Genomic DNA, 17,147 nt, shown 5'->3' with positions numbered 1-17,147 from the left:
TTAGTACCAGATGTCCGAGCTGTGATCTTCCCCCAAAAACATCCCCTGTGGAAAACCCTAACCCCCTAATCCCGTACGCCGGGATCGTCCACATCGGTTGGGGGACGCAGCCCGATGTCCGCGCACCGTCGCCGCCCTAGCTTGTGTTGCGGTGCCCGATGCGGCACGGAGAATCGAAGGAGCCTCATGGACTCGTTTCCGACGTTGCAGGAATTCGTGCTGAACCTGATCTACGACCCGTCCGCCCGGTCGGCGTTCGAGCTCGACCCCGAGCAGGCGCTGCACGCGGCCGGCCTGGGTGACATCACCGCCGCGGACGTGCAGCAGGTGATCCCGCTGGTGGTGGACTCGGCCCCGGTCACCGGCCTGCACGGCCTGACCGGGGTGGACGACCTGACGACCGGGGTGGCCGACCTCGACGTGGCCGGCGCGGTGTCGCACCTGCAGGCCATCACGGCGCAGGCCGACGTCCCGGCGGCGCATCTGAACGCCGAGGTCAACGGCAACCTGACGGTCAACGCCGCGGTGCTCGGCGTGGCCGGGGAGACCGGCATCGGCTCGTCGTTCCACGTGGGCGCCGACCCGGCCCGGCACCTGGACACCCACGGGGACGCCCACGTGGACACCCACCTGGACACGCAGGTCGTCCCGGCCGTCGATCACACGGTCACCACGGTGGAGACGGTGGTGCCGACGCTCGACAGCGGACTGGACACGATCCACCACCTTCCGTCATCGGCACCCCTCGATCACGTCCCGAGCCTTGACGGGGCCGGGCTCGGCGGGGCAACCTCTTCGATCGGATCGGTGATTACGCCGGATTTGGGGCATGTGCTGTCCCCGGACCCGGTCGACACCGTGCACGACGTGGTCACCGGGGTGACCGGAACCGTCAGCGGCGTCACCGGCACCACCGGTCACGTGCTGCACGGGATCACCGGGGTGACCGGAGCGGCGGGCGACACGGTCCAGGACACGACGCACGGGCTGCTGGGCGACCTGCACCTGTAGGACGAGAGACGGAGCGGTGCGCGAATGACGACTTGGGAGACCGGACCCACGGCCTATGCGGGTCCGGTCTCTCTCGCCCCGCAACCGCGGGCCGTCGGCGCCCTGCTCTGGCTCGACGTGCTCGACTCCACCATCCGGGCGTGCGGTGAGCACGGACGCTCCGAGCTGGCCGAGTGGCTGACGCGGCGCCGCGCCCAGCTGCTGCGCCCGGAGTTGCGGGTGCTGGTCGCCGGCGCTGCCCAGCAGGGCAAGAGTCAGCTTATCAACGCGCTGATCAACGCCGAGGTGTGTGCCGGCGCCGGTGTCCCGACCGTCGTCCGGCACGCCGCCTCGCCCACAGCGCAGCTGGTCCGGCGGGGCTCGCCGGACGCCGACTGGACCGACGAGGTCGGCCTCCAGGACCGGGTGCCGCTCGGGCTCGACACGCTCGGCGCCTCGATCGCCGAGAGCACGGCCCGGTTGCCGGCCGGCGCGCCGGTGCACGCCGAGGTGGCCGTGCCGCGGTCGCTGCTGGCCGGCGGGCTCGTCCTCATCGACACCCCGCCGCTGGCCGGGCTGCCCGGCGTGGCCGAGCGCGCGGGCGCCGACGTCGTGCTCTACGCCTGCGACGCCGATCGCGGGCTCGGCGACCCCGATCTCGCCGTGCTGCGGGACCTGGCCCGTTTCCAGCCGGGGCTGCTGGTGGTGTTCACCAAGACCGACTATGCCGCCGACTGGCGGCGGACCCTCGCCGACGGCCGCGCCCGGCTGGCCCGAGCCGGGGTGCCCGCCGCGACCACCGCCGTCTCCTCGGTGCTGCGGCTGCACGCGCTGAAGACCGGCGACACCGCGCTCAACGGCGAGTCCGGCTTCCCCGACCTGATCGTCCACCTGCAGCGCACGATCGCGGCCAAGCCCGACCGGCTGGCCCGGGACACCGTCGCCCGGCTGGCCCAGGTGGTGCTGGCAGAGCTCGCCGTCCCGCTGCGCGACGACCTGGCCGCCCAGCGCGACGCCGGCGTGCCCGACGCCGTGGCCCGCCTGCACGCCACCCAGCGCCGCCTCGACGACCTGCGCAAATGCGCGGTCCGCTGGCAGAACAGCCTGTCCGACGAGATCGGCGACCTGATGTCCGACGTCGAGCACGACCTGCGCGAGCGGACCAAGGCGGTGCTCGCCCAGGCGGAGGAGTTCTTCGCCGAGGCCGACCCGGCGAAGGCGTGGGACGAGTTCGAGCCGTGGCTGCGGCAGTCCCTGCAGGAGCTCGCCGAGACCAGCACCACCTGGCTCGCCGAACGCACCGAGTGGATGGCGCACCGGGTCGCCGGTTGCTTCCCGCCCGAGGCCGGCGAGGTGCTGCCGCCGCCCGCGCTGGCCTCGGCCGTCGACGACGGCGTGGACGAGCAGGTGCCCGGTCTGGACGCGCCGCCCGTCGCCCGATTCAGCCCGGGCCAGAAACTCTTCATCGGCCTGCGCGGCTCGTACGGCGGGGTGGTCATGTTCGGCCTGGTCACCAGCCTCGCCGGGATGTCGCTGATCAACCCGATCTCGATCGGCGGCGGCGCGATCTTCGGCGGCAAGACCATCCGCGACGAGAGCAAATCCCTGCTGAAGAAACGGCAGGCGGAGGCGAAGGCGATGGTGGCGCGCCACATCGACGACGTTTTCGTGCGGCTCAACAAAGAGGCCCGCGACAGCGTACGCCGGGTCCAGCGCGCCCTGCGCGACCACTTCACCGCGGTCACCGAGGACCTGCAGGAGATCGTCATGGACTCGCTGCGCAACGCGAAAGTGGCAGCCGACCAGGACGTCGCCGCCCGGGAACAGCACAGCAGGCGCATCCAGGAGGAGTTGGCCGCGCTCGCCCGGCTGCACTCCGAGGCGCTGGCCCTGACCGGCGTCCGCGCGTGATCGACGACGAGGAGCTGGAACAGCGCACGTACCGGCTGCTCAACGACGCGGCACACGTCTACCGGGCCGTCCCGCCCGCCGCCGCGCTGCTGCGCTCCACCCTCGACGGGCTCGCTGGCCCCCTGCGGATCGCCGTCGCCGGGCCGCCCGGGTCGGGCAAATCGACCCTGGTGAACGCGCTGATCGGTGAGGAACTGGCACCGGTCGGGCTGCCCGGTGAGGTGGTCTACCGGGACGGCACCGAGCCGCGGGCGTGGTGGCAGGACACCGAGATCCCGCTGATCCGCACCGCGACCGGCCTGCGGTTGACGCCGGACGCCCGGCACACCGCGGGCACCGGGGAACGAGCGGTGATCGCCTGGCCCAGCCGGGTGCTGCGGCGCACCGAGCTGATCGACGCGCGTCTCCCGGCCGCCGACGCCGACGCGATCCTCTACGTGACCCCGCAGCTCGGCGAGCCGGAACTGCGGACCCTGCGGGCGGCACGCGGGCGGCTGGCACCACCGGTGCACATCATGGTGGTGCTGTCCCGGGCCGACGCGACCGGCGGCGGGCGGATCGACGCGCTGCTGACCGCGCGACAGCTCGCCCGGCGGCGACGGCGCGAACCGCGTACGGCCATGGTCTGTCAGGATCTCTCAGCGGTGTCCCCGCTGATCGCGGCGGCCGCGCGAACCCTGGGCGACGACGAGTTCGCGGCGATCGCCGCGCTGGCCGCCCTGCCGAAGGACGAGGCCGAGCCGCACCTGCTCTCCACCGACCGGTTCACCGCGGCCGACGCGCTGCGGCCGGTCGACGCCCAGCGGCGGGTCCGGCTGCTGCAGCGGTTCGGGCTCGGCGGCATCCGGCTGGCGCTGACCCTCGTCCGGACCGGCAGCGACACTCCGGCCGCGCTCGCCGAACGCCTTCAGGAGCACAGTGGCCTCAAGGAACTGCAGGCCGCGATCGCGAGCCTCTTCACCGCGCGCCGGCCGGTGCTGCGCGCCCGATCCGCGCTGACCACCCTGGACAGGCTGCTGCGCACCCACCGCAACCCGGCCGCCGGGAACCTGCTCGGCCAGCTCGAGTTGCTCGTCGCCGACGCGCACGAGCTGCGGGAGTTGCGGCTGCTGTCGGCCCTGCGGTCGGGCCGCGTGACCCTGCCGCGCGAGGACGCGGCCGACGCCGGCCGGCTGCTGGGCGGCGCCGGCACCAGCGTCGGGGAACGGCTCGGCATGTCCCCGGACGCCACCGCGGCGCAGACGTGGGCCGCGGCGCGGGCGGCCGGCGAGCGGTGGCGCGCGCTGGCCCACGGCCGCACCCTGACCCCGGCCGCGCGCCGGGCCGCCGAAACCGTCCTGGCCAGCTGCGACCTGATCGTCAACCGCCTGGACCGCCTCGCCGCGCCGATCCCCTGATCCCTCCCGCGGTCGCCTCCACGTTGTCCACCTGCAGGCACTGCCCCGCCGGCCGGTACACGCTCATGCCGATGTGAGTGCGCTCGCGGCACTCTTCATCGAGCCTCGTCGCGGTAACGCAGCCACGTCGCGAACGTCCGCACCTCGGCCTCCTGGTCGGTCGTCAACCCGGATGTGGCGGCCGACAGGCTAGTGGTGACCTGCGGCGCGCTGACCCGGTACGGCCGGGCCGGCAGCTTCAACGCCGCACGTGCAGCCGCGTCTACCCGCTGGAGCGTGGCGCGGGCGTCGTCGTCCGGCAGGTCGAGGTGCTCGGCGAGCCGCTGCTGCGCGATGACCAGCGCCGGCAGCGCCGCGTCGTACACCGCGCGTCCCTGCTCCGTCAGTTCCACCAGCGTGCTGCGCCGGTCAGCGGCGTTGGGCGTGCGCGCCAGCTCGCCGCGCGCCTGGCAGCGGCGCAGCATGGCCGACAGCGTCGTGGGGGACATGCCGGTCCACTGGGACAGTTGCGTGGCTGTCACCGGGCCAAGGTCGCTGACCAGGCCGTAGAGCGCGAACTCGTCGACGGACAACGGACTGTCGGCGAGCTCCTCGGCGACGAGTGCGGTGGCCACCGAGGAGAGCAGCCAGATGTCGACGAGAACGTTCTTGGGGCCCGGCATGGGGAGCAGCATACCAATCAGTTATTGCATTATCGCAGTAACTAGTGCGAGACTGCATCAACTGATGCGCCTACCCTCTCGGAGGACTCACCGTGGTCACCACCGCACCCGTGCGGCTGTCATATCCCCTGCAGCGGCTCGCCGGCGTCGCCGGCCTGCTCGGCGCCACCGTGCTCGTGGTCAACGCGGCCAAACGCGCGCACCTCATTCCGACATCAGCTCTGACGCAGTTACTCGCACCGATGGCCGAGGTCTTCGCCCTCGCCCTGATCACCGCTCTTTACCTGCTGTGCGAGGGCCGGATCGGCTGGATCGGCCGGGTGACCTTCGCAGTGAACTACGTCGCGCTGGCTCTGCTCGTCGGCGTCGAGTTCGCCATCAACCTGGTGTTCTCGCGGCTGAGTACGGACCAGGTAGCCGACCTGCGCGCCGGCCCGCTGGGCGCGGCGCTGACCGTCGCGTCCGTCCTGTTCCTGCTGGGATCGGTGGGCTTCGCCGTCACCCTGGCCGCCACGGCCATCCCACCCCGAGGTGGCCTGGCGCTCTACGCCCTCGGGTCGGTGCCGGTGGCGCTGCGCGCCTTCGTGCCGGAAGTGGTCCTCGACGTGTCACTGGTCGTGCTGGCGCTCGGGGTGGTCTGGCTGTCGCTGTGGCTGGTCGGCACCCGTCACGCCGAGAACTGAAACCGGGGGCCACTGCTCTCTTGCCGCAACTGCTGACGCGGTCAGCCTGACAGCGCCGGTCACGGCCACCGGAGGCCGTGGCCGGCGCTTGGCACACCGGAGATCGGCTGACTGCGCTGGACGGGCTCGCCACCGGATCGCAGGGGCGGGCGCGCCGCGGTGACCGACCACGTGACCCTCCGGTGGTCGTCCCTTCGGCCGCGCTGTCGGCGCCGTTCGGTGCAAGTGAAAACTCTCTTGCAGGTGCACGTGCATTTGCTCTTGAATCTGCGCTGACGGCGCGGCAGGGTGACTGCAGTACACACGGGGAGGTCGCGGACGTGCGCAACTGGAGGATGCTGCCCAATCAGGGGCCCCGCCGGCCGGTGATGACCCTCGCCGAGCCGGACTACCGGCCCGGATCGGGTCCACTGCGCCTGGCTGTCCTCCATGTGCGGCGCAACCGGCCACACCGCGAGGGCGCGGAGGTCTGGTACGAGGTCGAGGGCATCGAGATCGGCGACGACGGCCGGGAGCGGGGGAGCCGGGCGGTGCTCGTCCGGGGCAGCCGCCTGCACGCCCTGCCCGACAACACCGGTCACCATCACTGACCAGGCTGATCGCGGCCCGGCCGGATGCCCAGCGGGGCGGGAGCGGTGGTCCGGGCGTCATCGCCGGTCGTGAGTGGGTTCCCCGTCGCCGTAGTCGACGAACCCGGCCGTCCGGTACGCGGCCGCCGTCGCGTCCGGGGCCGGCCCTCCGTAGCCGGGCACATAGGACGATCGCGCCGTTGCGGGGAGCCCGGCGGCGAGGGCGGCATGGGTTTGCGCCAACTGGGTCAGCACGCCCATCCACTGCACGTCTCCGGCATCGACGCCGTCGCCGCTCCTGCGGCGGCTGTCCAGCGTGGCGAAGAGCTGCTCGGCGTCGGCGGTGAGTTGTTCGGCACGGGCCCGGTGTCCATCGGTATCCATCGCTGCATGTTGGCATGTCGGCTGCGAGTTGTCTCCCGTGGCGCTCCGCATCCGCGCCGGTGGGAAAGCGCGCGCGGGCTCATCCGGGTGGTGGCGGCAGGGTGCCGTTCTTCAGGACGTGCGCGTAGACGCGTTCCAGCGAGTCCGCCAGCGCGGGCAGCTCGGCGCCCGGGAGGTCGCCGAAGAACAGGTTCTTGACGAGGGCGGCGTGGCCCGGTGCGGCGCTCCGCAGCACGCCGAGGCCGTGGTCGGTGAGGGTCACCTCGGTCACCCGGCGGTCGGTCTCGGCGGCCGCCATCGCGACCAGGCCGCGGGTCGCCATCCGCTTCACGTGGTGCGACACCCGGCTTCGCTCCCAGCCCAGATGGTTGGCGAGCGCGCTGATCGGGAGGCGACCGGCGGCACTCGCGCTCAGCCCGGCCAGCACGTCGTAGTCGGCCATCGACAGGGCGCTGTCCGCCTGCAGCTGACGATTGATCTCGTACGTCATGCGCAGCTGCAGGCGGATCCAGGCGAGCCAGACACGTTGTTGGCCGGCGTCCAGCCACGGGCTATCGGTCACCAGTTCTTTATAGTGGCCGCGGTCGCGGAGTCAGACCTGACGCTCGCCGCCGTCGACGTACAGCTCGGCGCCGGTCATGAAGCTCGACTGGCCGGACGCGAGGAACAGCACCGCGGCGGCGATCTCCTCGGGGCGGCCCAGGCGGTTCATCGGCACGTTCTCGCTCAGGCTCTTGAAGACCGCCTGGACCTGTGACGGGTCCGCGGCGAGCCCGGCCAGCCCGGGCGTCTCGGTCGGGCCGGGCACGATCGTGTTGACCCGGATGCCGCGGCCGACGAGCTCGGCGGCCCAGGTGCGGCCGAACGACCGGACCGCCGCCTTGCTCGCGGCGTACATGCCGAACGCCGGCGTGCCGCCGGCGGCCGCCGTGGATCCGGCCAGCACGATCGCCGCGCCCTGGTTCAGCAGCGGCAGGGCCTTCTGCACGGTGAAGATCGTGCCGGCCACGTTGCGGTGGAAGGTCTGCTCGTAGTGCTCCCACGTGGTGTCTTCGAGTGTCGCGAAGCCGCCGCCACCGGCGTTCGTGAACAGCACATCCAGCCCGTTGCCGCGTTCCGCGATCGCGGCGAACACCCGGTCCAGGTCGGCCGGGTCGCTCACATCGCCGCGGATCGCGACCAGGCCCCCGGCCGCCGCCGCGTCCAGTTTCGCCTGGTCGCGGCCGGTCACGAAGACCGTCGCGCCCTCGGCCGCCAGTCGTTGCGCGGAGGCCAGTCCGATGCCGCTGGTGCCACCGGTGATCAGTGCCGTCTTGCCGTCGAGCTGTCCCATGGTCGTCTCCCTCTCGTTTTGCGTGACATGTCATGTATAGCTCATGAGTCCATTGGATGACATGTCACGCTCGTCACGGTGACGGAGGCGCCCATCCCGTCGATCTGATAGGAGTAGACGATGAAGGTCTTGGTGGTTCGCGGGGGATGGGAAGGGCACCGGCCCGTCGAGGCGACGGAACTGTTCCTGCCGTTCCTCGCTGATCGTGGCTGCGAGGTGCGGATCTCCGACTCGGCGGCCATCTACGGTGACGCGTCGGTGATGGCGGAGACCGACCTGATCGTGCAGTGCGTCAGCATGGGGACCATCGAGCCCGGGGAGATCGCCGGCCTGCGGGCGGCCGTCGCCGCCGGGACCGGGTTCACCGGCTGGCACGGCGGCATCGCCGACTCGTTCCGGGCCTCGTCGGACTACCTGCAGCTGGTGGGCGGCCAGTTCGCGAGTCACCCCGGCAAGGAGCCGGGCGCCTGCGGTGGCGACGAGACGGACAACTTCCTGCCGTACGAGGTCACGCTGACGGCGCTGGGCAGAGAGCATCCGATCACCGCCGGTCTCGGCGACTTCGAGCTCACCACCGAGCAGTACTGGGTGCTGCACGACGACCTCATCGACGTGCTCGCCACCACCACCCACCCGGTACGACCGTGGCATCCGTGGCACCGGCCGATCGTCTCCCCGGCCGTCTGGACCCGGCAGTGGGGCGCCGGCCGGATCGTCGTCAGCACACCGGGGCACAGCCTCGACGTCCTGCGGAACCCCAGTGTGCGTACCGTCATCGAGAGGGGCATGTTGTGGGCCGCCCGCACCGGATCGGCGTCGTAGGAACCGGGTACATCTCCGCGGCGTACCTCTCGACCCTCGCCGGTCATCCCGGCGTGGCGGTCACGGCGGTCGCCGACCTCGACGCCGCCCGTGCCGCGTCGGTGGCCGCCGGCATCGACGGGTGCCGTGCCCTGCCGGTCGAGGAGTTGCTGCGGGACCCGCACGTCGACACGGTTCTCAACCTCACGGTGCCCGCGGCGCACGCCTCCGTCGCGCTGGGTGCCATCGACAATCACAAGCAGGTGTACGGCGAGAAGCCGCTCGCCGCCGGCCTGGCCGCCGCGCGGTCGGTGCTCGACCGGGCGGCCGCCGTGGGCGTGGCGGTGGGCTGCGCTCCCGACACCGTTCTCGGCACCGGCGTCCAGACCGCCCGGGCCGCCGTCGACGCCGGGCTGATCGGCCGCCCGCTGTCCGCGGTGGCCGTGATGGCGACCCCCGGCCACGAGCGCTGGCATCCCCACCCCGACTTCTACTACCTGCCCGGTGGCGGCCCGCTGCTGGACATGGGGCCCTACTACCTGTCCGCCCTCATCCACCTGCTCGGCCCGATCGTGGCGGTGACCGGCGCCGGCTCCCGCCTGCGCGGGTCCCGGGTGATCGGGACCGGTCCGCGTTCCGGTGAGCGGATCGGGGTCTCGGTCGACACCCACGTGACGGGCGTCCTGCACCACGCCGGCGGCGCCCTGTCGACGATCACCACCAGCTTCGACGCCGTCCGCACCACGGCGGCCCCCATCGAGGTCCACGGCGAGACCGGCACCCTGGTCGTCCCCGATCCCAACCGCTTCGACGGCGACGTGCGCCTCGCCGCGCTGGGCGCCGACGACTGGCGCACGCTCGAGCCGTTCGCCGGCTACCGGGAGGCGGCCCGCGGGATCGGCCTGCTCGACATGATCACCTCGGCGGAGCCGCGGGCCGGCGGAGCCCTGGCCCTGCACGTCCTCGACGCGATGACGGCCCTGCTCCGCTCGGCGGAACAGGGCCGCCGCGTCGACCTCACCACCACGGCCGAGCGGCCCGCCCCCGTCCCGCTCACCCCGCCGGAGGAGTGGCGCCTGCGCTGAGCCGGCCGGCTCGTGGTCCCCGGGCGGGCGATCAGCCTCCGGTGCAGGTGACCGTGGCCCCGCCGCCGGTCCCGGTGCCCTGGAAGCCGAAGGTGGTGCCCTGTCCGGCGGCCAGTCGTCCGTTGTAGCTCTGATTGGTGACGGTGACAGTGCCGCTGGAGCCGCTGGCGACGCCGTTCCACAGCGAGGTGACGGATGCTCCGGCCGGCAGGCCGAGGGAGACCCGCCAGCTGGTGAGCGCGGTGGACCCGGCGGTGACGCTGACGGAGGCGACGAAGCCGCCGTTCCACTGGTCCTGCACGGTGTAGACCGCGGAACAACCGGAACCGTGGTCGCTGGACGGCGAAGTGGACGGCGAACCGGACGGCGGGACCGGGGGCGTGCTCGGCGACGTGCCGCCGTCCAGGATCAGGTTCTTCTGCTGGACCTGCCATTGGCTGTGGCACAGGCCGCAATCGGCGCCGGCGAACGCGGTGCCGGCGGTGCGGTCGCCCTTCAGGCGCCACTTGAGCCAGAGCACCGCCACGCGGCCGAACTCGCCGCCGTTGACCTGGTCGTAGGTGCCGCCGTGCCCGACGTTCAGGTTGCCCATGAAGGCGGGCAGCCCGGACGGCAGTTTGCCCCAGTCGTCGATCGCGTTCGGATAGGCGATGTCGCCGGGGCCGCCGATGAAGTAGGCGATCGGCTTGGTCAGCCGCCGCAGTTGATAGTCGTCGGCGTCATTGAGCAGCCCGCTGCTGAAGATCGTCGTCGTGGTGACCCGCGGGTCACCGGAGACGGCGTAGGCCTCCAGGCCTCCGCACGACCAGCCCCCTGCCGCGACCTGGGTGACGTCGAGCCTGCCGTAGTACTTGCCGCCTTGCCGGGAGTTCTCCGCGACGGCCCAGTCGATGGACTGGGTGAGCATCTGGGACGTGGTCGAGCCGGAACCGTTCGGGGCTCCGCTGGCGATGACGAGGAAGCCGTGGGAGGAGATCTCCCGGAGGAAGTTGATCTGGCCGGTGCCGTTGGCCGCGCATCCCCCGTTGCCCCACACGAAGACGGGCAGGCGCTCGGAAGGGAGCGTCTGCGGCCGGTAGATGGTGTGGTTGGGCAGGGTGGCGGAGGTCTCGTAGTCGGCGGGGTAGGGCCCGGAGCCGCCGACAGCGGCATCGGCCGGGGTGGCGCCGACCGCGATGAGTCCGGCGGCGAGCGACACGACCGCGGCGGCCAGCCCCGCGCTGAGCCGCACTCTCCTTCGGGCCACCGGCGCCGGGGCGTCCGGCGCCGATCGGGGTCTCGTCATGGCTTCTTCTCCTGACACGAATGGCGGAGGGAATTCACGAGCGACAATGCCGAACGGGGACTGGGGGTGCCCTGTCAGCATGTTACGGGAGCGCTCCCAAATCGTCCAAGGAAGGAAAGGGCGCACGTGCCGACGCCCGGAGGACCGCCATTCGGGCACGGCCCGAGTGGTCATGACGCGGCGGCCGTCACCACCCGCGGGTCGAGGCGACCGTTCAGTGGGAGGTCGTCCAGATCTCGGCCGCCGAGCCGGAGGCGACGACGACCCGGGCGGGGGTGCCCTCCGGCAGGGCAACCGCGGTGATGTCCGACAGGCGGCTCGAGGTGATCGGTGGGGCGGCCTGGCGGCAGGATGCCGTCCGGCAGCGGCCCGGCTCCGGCGTGGGCGGCTACCAGATGGGCGAGCCAGTCCCCGACCACCATCGACACCAGGTAGAACGGTGGAAGTGTGAGTGTCACCACGACGGCCGCCGCGGCCGCGCCGGCGAGCGAGGAGCGCCGGTCGTGGACGAGGAAGCGCTGCGGGCTGGGCCGGGACGAGCGTTCCGGCGGGGCGCTGAGCCAGGCGTCCGCGGCCAGCCCGGCCGCGAGCACACAGCCGGCCGCGAGGATCGCCACCGCGCTGCCGATGAGAGTGTGGACCGACTCGTACGTCCAGTTGTCGATCAGTGGCTGGACGCCGATGATCGCGAGCAGCACCGCGGCGCCCGGCATGACCGGGATGGCGAACCCGACGAGCAGCGCCCGCTGGATCCGCCGCCACGATCCGGCGAACGACCAGGACAATCAGCCGGGCAGGCGCGTCGGTACGGCGTACCAGGTGAGAACGAACAGCACGGCGAACGCGCCGCCGGCGACGCCACCCGCGGCCAGCGATTCGTCGGTTCCGCCGTCGGTCTCGCCGAGCAACGCCGCCACCGGGGGCGTCAGGAGCGCGCCGAGGACCATCATCACCAGGCCGAGCAGGAGCGCGAACGCCGGCACCGCCAACCGGGGCAGCAGGCGCTCGCTCATCCGCCACCAGGCGAGGTCACGCTCGCGGTGCTGATGCAGGTAGGTGGCGAGGAACGTGAGGCGCGCGGCGGCGCGGCCGTCACCCCCGAACCGGACGATGACGGCGTGGTCGAGCAGATGGTCCTCGACGGTGTGCCGCGCCTCGGTGACCTCGGCGGCCAGCAGTTCCCCGGGGTGTGACCCGGGCTCGCCGTAGACAGCGGCGGCCAGTGAGATCATCATCGGCCGTTGTCCACCCGCCGGTACTCCTTGGCGATCTCCTCGGCGGCGGTGGTGAAGTCGCCGTTGAGCATGCCCATGCCGACCGTCTGCCACGGGTTGTCCGGCTGGTCCGCGTCGGCGACCTCGGAAACCTCGACATTCCAGGTCACCGGCAGGATGGCGGCGCTGCCCACGGAGCGGGCGGTCGCCTCGTCGAGCCACTGCTGCCGGATGTCGTCGCCGAGTTTGGCCGCCTCCGCCACGGCGGAGACCTTCGGCGCGGATGGCGTCTGCAGCAGCTGCATGATGCCGACGGCCAGCGAACCCGCGCCGATCAGCAGGCCCGCTGTCGCGGCGACGGTGTCGGAGAGGTCCGTGTCGGCGGTCGTCGTCCAGGCGATGAACCCGACGGACACGAGCGCCAGCACGGCGAGGACGCCGGTGCGCCACCGGGCTTTCGTAGGCATCCGCGCATTGTTCGGGCATCCCGGATCCGGGACTGTCGACGACCCGACTGAGCGTAAGTCGTTCGGGTGACCGGATCCGGCGGGGGAGTGACGGGCGCATCGAGTTGCGGGCCGGCCGTGTCGCCGCCTACGGTCGGGGTGGCCGGTTGAGAGGCGCTGCGACGGACGGGGTCCGCCACGCTCAGCCGGTTTCTCCGACCGAAGGGCGCCTCCTGACCAGGGAGGCGCAGATGACGCGTTCCACCACCGTGACCCGGGGCCGGTCGCTCACCGGGCTCCTCACGCTGACCGGGGCGGCGTTCCTGTCGGTCACCTACGAGATGCTGCCGACCGGGCTGCTGCCGGCGATCAGCGACAGTCTCGACGTGCCGGTGTCCCGGGCGGGTCTGCTCGTCACGGCGTACGCGCTGATGGTCGCTCTTCTCGCGGCGCCGCTGGGCGCCTGGACCGCCCGGTTCGCGCGCCGCCCGCTGCTCGTCGCGGCCCTCTGCGGCTACGCGGTGAGCGCCGCGATCAGCGCGCTGGCGGGTGACTTCGCGGTGGCGCTGGCCGCGCGGATCGCCGGCGGGGTCATGCACGGGCTGTTCTGGGCGATCGCGGTCGGCTACGCGGTGCGCCTCGTTCCGCCGGGCAGCACCGGTCGCGCGGCCACGTTCGTCTTCGGTGGTGGCACGATCGCGTTCGTGGCGGGTGTTCCGGCCGGCACGTCGCTGGGCGAGCTGGTCGGCTGGCGGCCCGCGTTCGGGCTGCTCGCCGGCCTGTTCGCGCTGCTGGCGGTGGCCGTGCGGTGGCTGCTGCCGGCGTTGCCGGGCACGCCCGCCGGGGTCTCGGCCGGTCTCGCCCGGGTGGTGCGCGCGCCCGGCGCGACGACGGTCGTCGCCGCGACCGTCGTGCTCTGCCTCGGGTTCTACGGGTTCTACACCTACGTCGCCACGTTCCTGCGCGACGCCGGGGTCCCGGAGGGCGCGATCGGGCCGTCGCTGCTGGTCTACGGCGTGACCAACGGCGCCGGGATCTTCCTCGGCGGGGTCCTCGCCGACCGCCGGCCGCGGGCGTCGATGCTGATCGCGACCGGTGGCCTGATCGCCGCGCTCGCCCTGGCGGCCGTTGCGAGCGGTGCGGTGCCGGCCGTGCTCGCCCTGGCGGCGTGCGGGCTGGCGTTCGGCACGATGCCGGTGTTCCTGCAGGCGGCGGCGTTGCGGGTGGCGCCCGAGGCGCCCGACGCGGCGTCCGGGCTGACCACGTCGGCGTTCAACATGGGCATCGGCGGTGGCGCGCTGTTCGGCGCGACCGTTCTTGATCACGCCGGGGTGAGTGCCGTCCCGGCCGCCGGCGCGGCTCTGGCCGCCTGCGGCCTGGCCGTCGTCCTGCTCGGCAGCCGGGCCGCTTTCCCCGCGGCACAGACCTCTTCCCGTACGGGGTGAGCCCGAAGCCGTGCGGGGACGCTGTATCGCCGGGCACAGATCGGGCCGGAGCATGGACGGGCCGGACAACGCGTCATATCGTTGACGTGTCAATCAGGGAGGCGTGCATGGCCGGGACACGGAAGCTGCCCACACGTGACGAGCTGCGGGTCTGGCGCGACTTCGTCGAGACGACCGAGGCGCTGCGCGGCAGCCTCGCCGGGCGCTTGCAGGGCGACACCGGCCTCTCCACCGGCGACTACACGGTGCTGCTCGCCCTCAGCGAGGCCGACGGCGGCCGCCTGCGCTCCTCCGATCTCGCGGTGCGCATCGGCTGGGAGCGCAGCCGCCTCTCGCACCACCTCGGGCGGATGGAGCGGCGCGGGCTGATCCGGCGCGAGGAGTGCGCCACCGACAGCCGCGGCGCCGAGGTCGTGCTCACCCCCGAGGGGAACGACGCCTTCCGCGCGGCGACCGTCCCGCACCTGCGGGCCGTGCGGGAGCTGTTCGTGGACGCGCTGACACCCGCACAGCTCGCCGCCGCCGGGGAGATCGCCGCCGCGCTGCGCGAACACCTCGGGCGGGCCTGATGCGCCGCGCGTCGGTGGTGGTGATCGGCGGCGGCCAGGCCGGGCTCTCCGCCGCCTACCACCTCAAGCGCCGCGGCTTCGCCGACGCCACCCAGAACCAGGATTCCGCGCGTACGTTCGTGGTCCTCGACGCGGCCCCGGCCGCCGGCGGCGCGTGGCGTCATCGGTGGGAGTCGCTGCGGATGGCGACCGTCAACGGGATCTTCGACCTGCCGCGGTTCCCGAAACCCGCGATCGACCCCGAGGAGCCCAGCCGGACGGCGGTGCCGCGCTACTTCGCCGGCTTCGAGCGCTCGGCGGGGCTGCCGATCCTGCGGCCGGTGACGGTTCACGCCGTACGGGAAGCGGGTCCTGATCTCGTCGTTGAATCGGACGCGGGGGAGTGGCTCACGCAGGCGGTGATCAACGCGACCGGCACGTGGACGAACCCGGTGCTGCCGCACTATCCCGGGCAGGAGACGTTCGCGGGGCGGCAGGTGCACACGCGCGACTACGTGTCGGCGTCGGAGTTCGCGGGCCGGCGCGTGGCCGTCGTCGGCGGCGGGATCTCCGCGGTGCAACTGCTCGAGGAGATCTCCCGGGTCGCCACGACGTTCTGGTACACGCGGCGCGAGCCGTTCTTCCGCACCGACGGGTTCGAGCCGGAGGTGGCCGGGCGCGAGACGATCGCCAAGGTCGTCGCGGATGTCGAGGCGGGCCGGCCGACCGGCAGCGTCGTCTCCTACACCGGTCTGGCGTGGACCCCCTACGCGATCGCGGCCAAGGAGCGCGGCGCGCTGGAGCGCCGGCCGATGTTCACCAGGATCGAGCCGGACGGGGTGCGCGAGGCGGACGGCTCGTTCACCCCGGTCGACGTGATCCTGTGGGCGACCGGCTTCAAGGCGGCGCTCGCCCACCTGGACCCGCTGCACCTGCGGAACGAGTCCGGCGGCATCCGGATGGCGGGCACCCAGGTCGCCGATGAGCCACGGGTGCATCTGATCGGTTTCGGTCCGTCCCAGTCGACGGTCGGCGCGAACCGCGCGGGGCGGGACGCGGTCGCGGCGCTGATCAAGCACCTCTCGGCGGAGCCGGCCGGGAATCGCCGGTGACCGGCCCGCGCCACCCCGTCGCCTGTCATTGATCCGTCACGGCTGCCAGCAGGGACGACGCGCCCCGCGACCGGACTGCCGACGCCGGATGGTGCGAGGACGGCAGGCCGGAGGAGGATGAGGCGATGCTCGCGTCAATGGAGGCCGTCCGGCGGCTGATGGATCTGCGGCACCGTGGCCGCGCCGAGGATCTGCCCGACGTGCTCGCGGCGGCCGCCCCGCTGTTCGACGCGGAATCGGCGACGGTGCTGCTCGTCGACTACGGACAGGTGGGGCTGCACCCGCTGCGGCCGGGCTCGGCGGCCTCACTGGTGGTGGAGGAGACGCCGGCCGGCCGCGCCTTCACCACCGCCCAGCCGCAGTGGAGCGACGGCCTGCTGTGGATTCCGCTGCTGCACGGGGCCGAGCGGCTCGGCGTCCTGGAGCTGCGGTTGAAGGCGTACCCGTCCGAGGAGGCGCTGCACGACCTCACGGTCATCGCCGCTCTCATCGCCGAGCTGATCGCGAGCCGGCGCTTCTACGGCGACGCGGTCGAGCACACCCGGCGGCGGATGCCCATGCAACTGGCCGCGGAGATCATCTGGAACCAGTTGCCGCCGCTCACGTTCGCCGTGGACGGGACGCTGGTGACCGCGGTGCTCGAGCCCTGCTACGAGGTCGGTGGCGACGCGTTCGACTACGCGTCCAACGGCGACCTGCTGCACGTCGCGCTCTTCGACACGGTCGGGCACGGGATCAGTGCCAGCGCACTCACGACCCTCGCGTTGAACACGTACCGTAATGCCCGCCGTTCCGGTCTGACGCTGCTCGACACGTGCCGGTCGATCGACAAGTGGATCCGCTCGCAGTACCCGGGGTCGTTCGTGACCGCGCTGCTGGCCGAGCTGGAGATGGACACCGGGGCGTACCGGCGGATCAGCGCAGGCCACCCCGCCGAGCTGTTCCTGCGCGACGGCCAGGCCCTGCCGCAACTGCCCACGCCGAACACGCTGCCGCTCGGCCTCGGGCACATGCTCTCCCGGCCGCCACGGATCATCGAGCAGCAGCTGGAGCCGGGGGACACGCTGGTCTTCTACACCGACGGGATCACCGAGGCGCGAGACGTTTCCGGCGCGCTGTTCGGTGTCGACCGGCTCAGCGAGTTCCTGCTCGGCGGCCTGCGCGAGGGCGCGCCCGCCCCGGAACTCATGCGCCGGCTGATCCAGGCGATCGTCTCCTACGAGGAGGGCGAGCTGCGCGACGACGCCACCGCCGCCATGCTGCAGTGGCGCCGTCACTGACC

Annotated in this window: 19 protein-coding genes; 11 read left to right on the top strand and 8 right to left on the bottom strand. The window is 72.5% G+C overall.

Annotated features, from left to right (window positions below):
- Nucleotides 1-186: 186 nt before the first annotated feature.
- From Acy02nite_RS16365 to Acy02nite_RS16355, 3 genes are read left to right on the top strand one after another with little or no spacing between them, the layout of a single operon-like run.
- Nucleotides 187-1,011, top strand: coding sequence for an IniB N-terminal domain-containing protein (locus Acy02nite_RS16365; RefSeq protein ID WP_203741462.1), 825 nt, complete (start codon nucleotides 187-189; stop codon nucleotides 1,009-1,011).
- 24 nt (nucleotides 1,012-1,035) lie between these two features.
- On the top strand, nucleotides 1,036-2,901 hold the full coding sequence (locus Acy02nite_RS16360; protein WP_203741461.1) for a dynamin family protein: 1,866 nt from the start codon (nucleotides 1,036-1,038) through the stop codon (nucleotides 2,899-2,901).
- Nucleotides 2,898-4,298: a P-loop NTPase family protein gene (locus tag Acy02nite_RS16355; RefSeq protein WP_203741460.1), complete on the top strand. Its 1,401-nt coding sequence runs from the start codon at nucleotides 2,898-2,900 to the stop codon at nucleotides 4,296-4,298. The genes Acy02nite_RS16360 and Acy02nite_RS16355 overlap by 4 nt, the downstream gene beginning before the upstream one ends.
- 95 nt (nucleotides 4,299-4,393) lie before the next feature.
- On the opposite strand, the gene Acy02nite_RS16350 is transcribed toward Acy02nite_RS16355, so the two are convergent.
- Nucleotides 4,394-4,960 carry a MarR family winged helix-turn-helix transcriptional regulator gene (locus Acy02nite_RS16350; RefSeq protein ID WP_203741459.1) on the bottom strand — a complete coding sequence of 189 codons (567 nt, stop codon included), beginning with the start codon at nucleotides 4,958-4,960 and terminating at the stop codon, nucleotides 4,394-4,396.
- Between the two features lie 92 nt (nucleotides 4,961-5,052).
- On the opposite strand from Acy02nite_RS16350, the gene Acy02nite_RS16345 reads away from it, so the two are divergent.
- Together Acy02nite_RS16345 and Acy02nite_RS16340 are read left to right on the top strand one after the other, a co-directional pair.
- Nucleotides 5,053-5,643, top strand: a complete 591-nt coding sequence (locus Acy02nite_RS16345) for a hypothetical protein (RefSeq protein ID WP_203741457.1) — start codon at nucleotides 5,053-5,055, stop codon at nucleotides 5,641-5,643.
- Nucleotides 5,644-5,963: 320 nt separating this feature from the next.
- Nucleotides 5,964-6,233, top strand: a complete 270-nt coding sequence (locus Acy02nite_RS16340) for a hypothetical protein (RefSeq protein WP_203741455.1) — start codon at nucleotides 5,964-5,966, stop codon at nucleotides 6,231-6,233.
- Between the two features lie 57 nt (nucleotides 6,234-6,290).
- Here Acy02nite_RS16340 and Acy02nite_RS16335 read toward each other — a convergent pair whose 3' ends face one another.
- The 3 genes from Acy02nite_RS16335 to Acy02nite_RS16325 all read right to left on the bottom strand — a co-directional run bounded on the left by Acy02nite_RS16335 (nucleotide 6,291) and on the right by Acy02nite_RS16325 (nucleotide 7,929).
- Nucleotides 6,291-6,596, bottom strand: a complete 306-nt coding sequence (locus tag Acy02nite_RS16335; RefSeq protein WP_203741453.1) for a hypothetical protein — start codon at nucleotides 6,594-6,596, stop codon at nucleotides 6,291-6,293.
- 79 nt (nucleotides 6,597-6,675) lie between these two features.
- Entirely contained in the window at nucleotides 6,676-7,158 is a 483-nt protein-coding gene (locus tag Acy02nite_RS16330; RefSeq protein WP_239174916.1) for a MarR family winged helix-turn-helix transcriptional regulator, read from the bottom strand.
- Nucleotides 7,159-7,188: 30 nt separating this feature from the next.
- Complete coding sequence (locus Acy02nite_RS16325; RefSeq protein ID WP_203741451.1) at nucleotides 7,189-7,929, bottom strand: SDR family NAD(P)-dependent oxidoreductase; 741 nt, start codon at nucleotides 7,927-7,929, stop codon at nucleotides 7,189-7,191.
- 120 nt (nucleotides 7,930-8,049) lie between these two features.
- Between Acy02nite_RS16325 and Acy02nite_RS16320 the strand changes: the two genes are divergently transcribed.
- Together Acy02nite_RS16320 and Acy02nite_RS16315 are read left to right on the top strand one after the other, a co-directional pair.
- Complete coding sequence (locus Acy02nite_RS16320) at nucleotides 8,050-8,751, top strand: ThuA domain-containing protein (RefSeq protein ID WP_203741448.1); 702 nt, start codon at nucleotides 8,050-8,052, stop codon at nucleotides 8,749-8,751.
- A complete protein-coding gene (locus tag Acy02nite_RS16315) occupies nucleotides 8,721-9,815 on the top strand; it encodes a Gfo/Idh/MocA family protein (RefSeq protein ID WP_203741446.1) in 1,095 nt (364 codons plus the stop codon). Before Acy02nite_RS16320 ends, Acy02nite_RS16315 begins: the two co-directional genes overlap by 31 nt.
- A gap of 31 nt (nucleotides 9,816-9,846) precedes the next feature.
- Here the strand turns inward: Acy02nite_RS16315 and Acy02nite_RS16310 are convergent, their stop codons facing one another.
- From Acy02nite_RS16310 to Acy02nite_RS16295, 4 genes are all read right to left on the bottom strand, one after another.
- Entirely contained in the window at nucleotides 9,847-11,100 is a 1,254-nt protein-coding gene (locus Acy02nite_RS16310; protein WP_203741444.1) for a cellulose binding domain-containing protein, read from the bottom strand.
- A gap of 170 nt (nucleotides 11,101-11,270) precedes the next feature.
- A complete protein-coding gene (locus tag Acy02nite_RS16305) occupies nucleotides 11,271-11,885 on the bottom strand; it encodes a hypothetical protein (RefSeq protein ID WP_203741442.1) in 615 nt (204 codons plus the stop codon).
- Entirely contained in the window at nucleotides 11,886-12,335 is a 450-nt protein-coding gene (locus tag Acy02nite_RS16300; RefSeq protein WP_203741440.1) for a hypothetical protein, read from the bottom strand. It lies immediately after the preceding gene.
- A complete protein-coding gene (locus Acy02nite_RS16295) occupies nucleotides 12,332-12,781 on the bottom strand; it encodes a hypothetical protein (RefSeq protein WP_203741438.1) in 450 nt (149 codons plus the stop codon). Before Acy02nite_RS16295 ends, Acy02nite_RS16300 begins: the two co-directional genes overlap by 4 nt.
- A gap of 230 nt (nucleotides 12,782-13,011) precedes the next feature.
- Between Acy02nite_RS16295 and Acy02nite_RS16290 the strand changes: the two genes are divergently transcribed.
- The 4 genes from Acy02nite_RS16290 (at nucleotide 13,012) to Acy02nite_RS16275 (ending at nucleotide 17,145) form a co-directional block, all read left to right on the top strand.
- Nucleotides 13,012-14,205, top strand: a complete 1,194-nt coding sequence (locus Acy02nite_RS16290) for an MFS transporter (protein ID WP_203741436.1) — start codon at nucleotides 13,012-13,014, stop codon at nucleotides 14,203-14,205.
- A gap of 107 nt (nucleotides 14,206-14,312) precedes the next feature.
- Nucleotides 14,313-14,774 carry a MarR family winged helix-turn-helix transcriptional regulator gene (locus tag Acy02nite_RS16285; RefSeq protein WP_203741434.1) on the top strand — a complete coding sequence of 154 codons (462 nt, stop codon included), beginning with the start codon at nucleotides 14,313-14,315 and terminating at the stop codon, nucleotides 14,772-14,774.
- Complete coding sequence (locus Acy02nite_RS16280) at nucleotides 14,774-15,865, top strand: flavin-containing monooxygenase (RefSeq protein ID WP_203741433.1); 1,092 nt, start codon at nucleotides 14,774-14,776, stop codon at nucleotides 15,863-15,865. Before Acy02nite_RS16285 ends, Acy02nite_RS16280 begins: the two co-directional genes overlap by 1 nt.
- A gap of 125 nt (nucleotides 15,866-15,990) precedes the next feature.
- A complete protein-coding gene (locus Acy02nite_RS16275) occupies nucleotides 15,991-17,145 on the top strand; it encodes a PP2C family protein-serine/threonine phosphatase (protein ID WP_203741431.1) in 1,155 nt (384 codons plus the stop codon).
- Nucleotides 17,146-17,147 lie beyond the last annotated feature (2 nt).

This window comes from Actinoplanes cyaneus (assembly GCF_016862095.1).
Taxonomy (GTDB): Bacteria; Actinomycetota; Actinomycetes; order Mycobacteriales; family Micromonosporaceae; genus Actinoplanes; species Actinoplanes cyaneus.
This window is presented reverse-complemented; position numbering and strand designations above follow the sequence as displayed.

Excerpts from the sequence above, each read along its gene's own strand:
- Acy02nite_RS16360 (WP_203741461.1), top strand. The coding sequence starts at position 1,036 with ATGACGACTTGGGAGACCGGACCCACGGCCTATGCGGGTCCGGTCTCT.
- Acy02nite_RS16350 (WP_203741459.1), bottom strand. The coding sequence starts at position 4,960 with ATGCCGGGCCCCAAGAACGTTCTCGTCGACATCTGGCTGCTCTCCTCG.
- Acy02nite_RS16335 (WP_203741453.1), bottom strand. The coding sequence starts at position 6,596 with ATGGATACCGATGGACACCGGGCCCGTGCCGAACAACTCACCGCCGAC.
- Acy02nite_RS16295 (WP_203741438.1), bottom strand. The coding sequence starts at position 12,781 with ATGCCTACGAAAGCCCGGTGGCGCACCGGCGTCCTCGCCGTGCTGGCG.
- Acy02nite_RS16280 (WP_203741433.1), top strand. The coding sequence starts at position 14,774 with ATGCGCCGCGCGTCGGTGGTGGTGATCGGCGGCGGCCAGGCCGGGCTC.
- Acy02nite_RS16320 (WP_203741448.1), top strand. The coding sequence starts at position 8,050 with ATGAAGGTCTTGGTGGTTCGCGGGGGATGGGAAGGGCACCGGCCCGTC.
- Acy02nite_RS16300 (WP_203741440.1), bottom strand. The coding sequence starts at position 12,335 with ATGATGATCTCACTGGCCGCCGCTGTCTACGGCGAGCCCGGGTCACAC.
- Acy02nite_RS16275 (WP_203741431.1), top strand. The coding sequence starts at position 15,991 with ATGCTCGCGTCAATGGAGGCCGTCCGGCGGCTGATGGATCTGCGGCAC.
- Acy02nite_RS16290 (WP_203741436.1), top strand. The coding sequence starts at position 13,012 with ATGACGCGTTCCACCACCGTGACCCGGGGCCGGTCGCTCACCGGGCTC.
- Acy02nite_RS16325 (WP_203741451.1), bottom strand. The coding sequence starts at position 7,929 with ATGGGACAGCTCGACGGCAAGACGGCACTGATCACCGGTGGCACCAGC.
- Acy02nite_RS16310 (WP_203741444.1), bottom strand. The coding sequence starts at position 11,100 with ATGACGAGACCCCGATCGGCGCCGGACGCCCCGGCGCCGGTGGCCCGA.
- Acy02nite_RS16365 (WP_203741462.1), top strand. The coding sequence starts at position 187 with ATGGACTCGTTTCCGACGTTGCAGGAATTCGTGCTGAACCTGATCTAC.
- Acy02nite_RS16285 (WP_203741434.1), top strand. The coding sequence starts at position 14,313 with ATGGCCGGGACACGGAAGCTGCCCACACGTGACGAGCTGCGGGTCTGG.